Origin of the sequence: Aromatoleum sp. (assembly GCF_032027225.1) — a bacterium.
In the GTDB taxonomy this organism is placed as follows: domain Bacteria; phylum Pseudomonadota; class Gammaproteobacteria; order Burkholderiales; family Rhodocyclaceae; genus Aromatoleum.
The window spans coordinates 1-6002 of sequence record NZ_JAVSMM010000040.1; the positions used below are offsets into that span (position 1 = coordinate 1).

The 6002-nt window shown below is 66.3% G+C and carries 8 protein-coding genes; all 8 read right to left on the reverse strand.

The features are described from left to right. Positions 1 to 68: 68 nt before the first annotated feature. Complete coding sequence (locus ROZ37_RS21900) at positions 69 to 314, reverse strand: type II toxin-antitoxin system MqsA family antitoxin (protein WP_312662840.1); 246 nt, start codon at positions 312 to 314, stop codon at positions 69 to 71. After that, positions 301 to 528, reverse strand: coding sequence for a DUF4258 domain-containing protein (locus ROZ37_RS21905; protein WP_312662841.1), 228 nt, complete (start codon positions 526 to 528; stop codon positions 301 to 303). Before ROZ37_RS21905 ends, ROZ37_RS21900 begins: the two co-directional genes overlap by 14 nt. 144 nt (positions 529 to 672) lie before the next feature. Continuing rightward, positions 673 to 1245 (reverse strand): hypothetical protein, encoded by a 573-nt coding sequence (locus tag ROZ37_RS21910; RefSeq protein WP_312662842.1) that lies wholly within the window; start codon positions 1243 to 1245, stop codon positions 673 to 675. A 641-nt stretch (positions 1246 to 1886) separates the two neighbouring features. Beyond that, positions 1887 to 2216: a hypothetical protein gene (locus ROZ37_RS21915; protein WP_312662843.1), complete on the reverse strand. Its 330-nt coding sequence runs from the start codon at positions 2214 to 2216 to the stop codon at positions 1887 to 1889. Positions 2217 to 3547: 1331 nt separating this feature from the next. Further along, on the reverse strand, positions 3548 to 4132 hold the full coding sequence (locus ROZ37_RS21920) for a hypothetical protein (protein ID WP_312662844.1): 585 nt from the start codon (positions 4130 to 4132) through the stop codon (positions 3548 to 3550). 64 nt (positions 4133 to 4196) lie between these two features. After that, positions 4197 to 4592 (reverse strand): hypothetical protein, encoded by a 396-nt coding sequence (locus tag ROZ37_RS21925; protein ID WP_312662846.1) that lies wholly within the window; start codon positions 4590 to 4592, stop codon positions 4197 to 4199. Between the two features lie 107 nt (positions 4593 to 4699). Continuing rightward, the gene (locus ROZ37_RS21930; protein ID WP_312662847.1) at positions 4700 to 5200 is read right to left on the reverse strand and encodes a hypothetical protein; all 501 of its coding nucleotides are present in this window, start codon (positions 5198 to 5200) and stop codon (positions 4700 to 4702) included. 32 nt (positions 5201 to 5232) lie between these two features. Beyond that, complete coding sequence (locus ROZ37_RS21935; protein ID WP_312662848.1) at positions 5233 to 5790, reverse strand: maleylpyruvate isomerase N-terminal domain-containing protein; 558 nt, start codon at positions 5788 to 5790, stop codon at positions 5233 to 5235. Positions 5791 to 6002: the final 212 nt, after the last annotated feature.

A 6002-nucleotide genomic window follows, 5' to 3' on the forward strand; every position in this document is an offset into this window, starting at 1 on the left:
TAACCGTGGGCGTCAGCGGCGAGCGAGCGCAGCGAAGCGAAGTCCGCTGCACGCCGGGTTAGACCACCCTACGCGAACGTTGCGACCGCGACCGGGCGGACGACCGAGACGGCCTTCCGGAGTGCCCGGATGCGCTCGATCTCGTGAAGGGTGTCGGCCGTGAGGTAGGACTCGCCGCAGGAAGGGCACGAGTGGACGGGAATGCCCTCGATGACGAGGAGAGCCGCACCCTTGCCATAGCTACGTGTGACGAGCTTCGTCTGCAGGCCCGGATGGCCGCAGAAGTCGCATGCGGGAGCCTTAGCCTTCGACATAGACCGTGATGATGATAGCGCGGCCGGTCGGGCCGAGCTTCGCCACTGTGCAGCATGTGGCACCGGCGAGGTCCTGCCCGCGAACGACGACCTTCAACTCGCGGGATGTGCGGTCGCGTTGGCGTTCAACGATGCGGCCGGTGAGGACGATGCTCTCAAGGTCAAGGACAGACAGCCCGTCGTCTTCAAGCTCGTCGGCAGCGTGGAGCGACACCACGTACTGCCGGGATCGGATGAGCTGCCGCAGGAGCGCGATGCTGAGCGGTGGCACGACCCGTAGATGTTACGCGCCTGCTGTCCGGGGTGGTCTAACGTCTGGCGTCAGTGGCGAGCGCAGCGAGTCCACTGCACGCCGGGGTTAGGCTGCTGGTGCGGTGCAGGCGTGAAGGGCTGAGAAGAGGCGCCGGACCCAACTGGGCAGTGGGTTCTTGGGGGCGCCGGGGTCGCCCCAGAACGAGCCCTCGGGCTCGTTGACCCGGAAGGACGTCTGGGCCGACGACGTCGCGACCGTTACGGCGTAGGTGGCGGGATCGAGGGTGAGTGCATTGGACGGGACGAGCGGGAGGCGAAAGCCCGAGACGGCCTTCGCGAGAGCCGCGAGCTGCGGGCATGAGGCCGACGTCGCCGACGCGGTGCGCCAGCGAGGCGGAGGCGGCGCCGATGGATCGGCGTCGGGAGTGGCGATGAGAAGCAGAGCGTGCGCTGTAACCGTCTGGCCGTTGATGGTCAGCAGCACGAACTGACTGTGGACCGCCCATTTCTCGCGGTATTCAACCAGAACCGAGAGGCCGGGGTAGCGAACGTCGCTAAGGGAGTCGCGCCAGGTCGCGACGACGGCAGCCGATGCCTCCGCGTCGAGGGTCCCAACGGCAGGCGCAGGAGTGGCGACGAGAAGCGTAAGAGCGAAGGCGAGAACGACTGAAGAACGCATGAGCTGTCGTCAGCAGCCTAACCGACATGCGTCAGCAGCGAGCGAGCGAAGCGAAGCGAAGTCTGCTGCACGCAGGGTTATGCGCCCCTTCCACGGTGGTGAACCGCACCCGGCGGCACGTTCGAGGCCGCCGCGGAGCGTGGGTGGGGCCGACCGGGGAATCCCCGGCGGCGACCCGGGCCGTCGTCGGGGCGTTCATCGAGGGGACGATCGCGGAAGGTTCAACAAGAACAGAGAGAATCCCGGCGCTGGACCGGCCCGGGGCGTGGGCGCTGCTGGGCCGCGCCGGAGACGACACCGGGATGGACCCGAAAGCGAAGGAGCGAGTCTCGGCCCTCGATGACCTGGCTGCCGAGAGAGGCGCGGCTCGGTGAGCGAAGCGATGGGGCGCCGGGCTCGACGAAGTGACCGTGGCGGGACGGGAGACTGCGCGACCGAACGCGTGAAAGGACACGGCGCTGTCGGCGCCAGTGCTCTTCTTGCAGCGCCCTCGCCGGGGTTCCCCGGTCGTTCGCAGGACCGACCCTGCGGGCTCGTGCTTCAGCGAATGCACGACCATTCGAAGCGGCCTACGGACGTGTCTGGGTGCGCATAACGTCTGGCATCAGCGGCGAGCGAAGCGAGTCCGCTGCATGCCGGGGTTAGGTGGCCCGTTGATTCAGGAAGGCGGTCGCGGATGACCGAATGATTTCGGTGGCGTCCTGCAGGGAGAGATAGCTTGCCGCCGACTGGCCGCCGGGAACTGTGCCGGTTAGTAGGAAGCCCTCGGTGGGGCAGCTGACGAGGACGGGGTCGGCTTGTGCGCCCGAGGCAACGGCGAAGGACCAGGAGTTGTGGCGGGCGCGGAAGTAGAAGGGAATGCCCGCAACGAGGCCCTCGGCCTGGACCGGCGCCGATGAAGACGTGAAGAGGCCCTCGAGCTGCTGCTCTGGAAGCGACAGGGAGAACGTGGAGTCGGGTGAGGTGGCCATCGTGCTATCCAGTCGGTTGGTCAGGCGAAGAGACGACGTGACGATGAAGAGGTCGCGCGCAGGGCGGAACGTCGCGCGCCCGGACGGACGGGCACGGTGCCGAGGGTGCGGCGAGGACGGAGACGTGAGCCGCTCAGAGATGTCTGACGCATGCCGAAGGCCACCTAACGTCTGGCGTCAGCGGCGAGCGAAGCGAGTCCGCTGCACGCCGGGGTTAGGCACCGTCGTCGTCGAGTGTGAGTTGTGAGACCGCACCCTGCATCGGCGGGCAGGACGGCGTTGCGACGGGAGCGATTGGAGTGGCTGATACGGGTGCCGGAAGTGCTGCCGCGGACGTGACCGGCTGCTGCCCGGATGCGGGAGTGCCGGACGAGACGATGGCACGCCAGCCGGAAGGCAGGACGATGAGACAGCCGACAGCGGGAACGGAGTGCCACTTTGCGGAGTCGTTCGCGAGGGCCGAGACCGAAAGACCGACGGAGACGCCCTCGGGCGACCTGAAGTGAGGATCGCGAGTAGAGATGGTAGTGACGCGCGAGGTAGAGGCGTCGACCGACACCGCGAAGAGGGCGTTCGCGACCCTGACGTGGTAGACGTGCTGGCCGAGAACGGTGGTCGCGATCGCTGGAGGCGCGAACGCGGAACCGAGACGCGGAAGCGCGGCGAGGACGGTGACAGTGCGGCCGCGCGGTGCTGAGGCGCAGGCGGCGCTGAGTGAGGCGAGAAGCGCGAAATGCGTGAGGCGCATCGGAACGGTGCCTAACCGTGGGCGTCAGTGGCGAGCACAGCGAAGCTGTGCGAGTCCACTGCACGCCGGGTTAGCTGTGCGGGTGGACGCTGCTATGGCGCCAGCGTGTGGCCGAAACCGAGGACATGCCACGTGAGCCCTGGTGGTGTTCGCAGGGAATGGTGAGGACGGTGGCGTGCCCAGGAGGCGATGAACTGTGAAGCTGGGCATTTCGAGAACCCCGGTGCTCTGGTACGGCTGAAGAACAGCGGCGCGAACGGGAGTGGTGACGACTGGCACCGGGGTACGCGAGTGAGGACCGAAGACGCATGGCCGAGTCCGAGCCGGGTGGGCGAGGACGAGGCGGCCTCGGACGAAGTGATGCGGAACGGTTCGGTCGAACGCTGGCGCGGCCGAGGCCTTGGAGGAGACCGATTGAGCCGATGGATGCCAGGTGGGGCCGGGTGCGAGCGTCGACGCGCCCAAGACGTGCCCAGCGAGCGAAGGCGCGTGATGCGCGACGGACATCTCTACGGTAGCGCAGCTAACGTCTGGCGTCAGTGGCGAGCGCAGCGCAGCGGAGCGAGTCCACTGCACGCCGGGGTTAGGCCGTGCCTGGCCCTGTGAGGCGGAGGGCGAGGAGGGCGAGAAGGCTGATTACGGAAAGAACAGCGCCACCGAGAAGGAGAAGGTCGGCGAAGAAGAGAGAGATGAGGTTGCTCTCGCGTTGAATGCCGTCAAGGCTGACTTGAATGCGGGGATGTAGTGAGCTGAGGGAAGGTGCGATATCGCTGGTACCAGCCGTGATGGAGAACCGGCCGTGTGCTGACCCTTCGAAGCGCCCGAGCGGCGCACCGAGGGTATCTGGCGAGTAGAGGCAGACGCGCGGATGAACCGAGGTCGCTCCCGCGAGCGTGTGAGTGCCCGACTGAATGGACCAGACGACAGTGAGGTCGGCCGTGGCGGGAAGAGACTGGCCCGACGGTCGCTCGAACCAGACCTCGACATCGTAGGTAGCGGGGAGGTCCGTTGAAAAGGTGCCGGCGACGGGGACCCCGTGGAAGAGGGGCGCAGAGAACGGAAGCCAGTCGATCGCAAGGTGCGACCGACCCAGAAGCCCGAGGAACACAAGAAGGAGACCGAAAGGAAGAAGGGCGCGGGCGCAGGTTAAGGCGATGCGGCGGAGCATGGTGCGAAGCACGGCCTAACCGTGGCTTCAGCGGCGAGCGAAGCGAAGTCCGCTGCAAGCCGGGTTAGACGGCACCGTGGGTGGCGGCGACGATGATGAAGCTGCCGAGGACGAGAGAAGCCAGGCCGAGTAGGGGCAGACGCCGAAGGGCATGGGGGACTGAGCGTTCTGCGAAACCCCGATGCCATTGCCAGGGAACGGCGAGCATTACGGCGGTGGTGATGACGAGCACCCAACCGAAGGCAGTGAAGAGGCCGTGCAACAGCATGTACTGAGCGTGCCCGAGGAAGGCGCCGCCCACGACGAGGCGAAGAGTCAGCTCCAGATAGTGGGCGACGGGAGTGCCGGCGAAGCCAAGGAGGAAGCGCCGCACGAGGGCGGGCGCGAAGAATGACCCCACGCCGAGGGCAATGAAGTAGAGACCCGTCAGGTAGACCACGGCCGAAGCGAACAGGGCCATCACTTGGAAGGGGCAGATAGAGACGTCTTGAACATGCGAGGGGCTGGGTTGTGCCGTCTAACGTCTGGCATCAGCGGCGAGCGTAGCGAGTCCGCTGCATGCCGGGGTTAGGTTGCGATGATGGGTTTGCGGGGGCGAAAGGCGGCGCGCAGGAGCCGGACCCAAAAGGACCAGGAAGGTCTGGGCTCTTGAAGGCCGGCTGCGGTGACGGCCCGATGGAGTGCGTCCTCAATGAGGGCGTCGTGGAGGGGACGAATGACGACGAGCCAGTAGAGGCTGGCGAACGGAGTTGTGACGATACGAATCTCGTGTGAGATGCGTAAGCCAAAGGCCGTGGGAGCGAGAAGGAAGGAGTGCGTGCCGGTGAAGCCCGGTGGCGCTGTGAAGCGAAACGAGATGGACTGACCCGGGACGTACGTCTCGACCGTGTAGCGAATGGGACCGTGACCGCCGACGGCGCCGACCTGAAGTGGCCGGTCAAAGCGAATAGGCGGCCAGAAGGCGGTGGGCCACAGGCGGTCGTCCGGCGTTGAAAGCGAATCGAAAGCGCCCGCGAGAACCTCGGGTGGCACGGGTAGCTCTCGGTAGTGGACGCTGTGAATGCGCATGAGATCTGCGGAACGCAACCTAACGTCTGGCATCAGCGGCGAGCGTAGCGAGTCCGCTGCATGCCGGGGTTAGGCCGCGATGGTGATGAAGCCGGAGGGGTGCTTGCGGGGAGATGCGTCTTTGAGGCGGAGGCCGACGCGGACCGGCTTTGTGCCGAATAGATGTCTCCGGTGTGCTTCTGGATGTGAGCCCTGACGATCTCCAGGTGCTCGCCGGGTGTGTAGGGCCTCGAGCCCCGACGGTAGGGTATGAGGCCGAGGATGGGGTCGAGAATCGAAGCCTGAATGCACGCGTGGGCAGCAAGGAGGCGGCCGACGAGCGTGTCGACCGAGTTGCCGCGGAGCTCGTCGACGCCCTGTTGGTTCAGGGTTGTGAGCGTGCCCTTGAGCGGTGACGGCTTCTGTTGGTGGGCCACCGCGTGGAGGTTGCGCGCGAAACTCTCATGCCAGAACGTGAGGTGACAGAGCACATCTTTGGCGGTCCAGAGCGAGTAGACCGGGAGTGTCTCGGCGTCGACGGCCCGGACGCACGAGATGAGTGCATCGACCTGCTGAGTAAGCTGAAGGAGCGCGTGATGTCTGGTGTGCATGGGAGACGAGGCGCCGGCAGCGGCCTAACCGTGGGTTCACCGGCGAGCGAAGCGAGTCCGGTGCAACCCGGGTTAGGCCACGGCGCGGCGACAGGCGACGACGCCAATGACGGCGATCAGGAGGCCGAAGAGGGCCAGAGCGGACGGGGCCATCGGAACGGAAGCCTGTGCGGCAGAGAGATTCTCGAGAACCACGTTGTCGACGAGCGCAA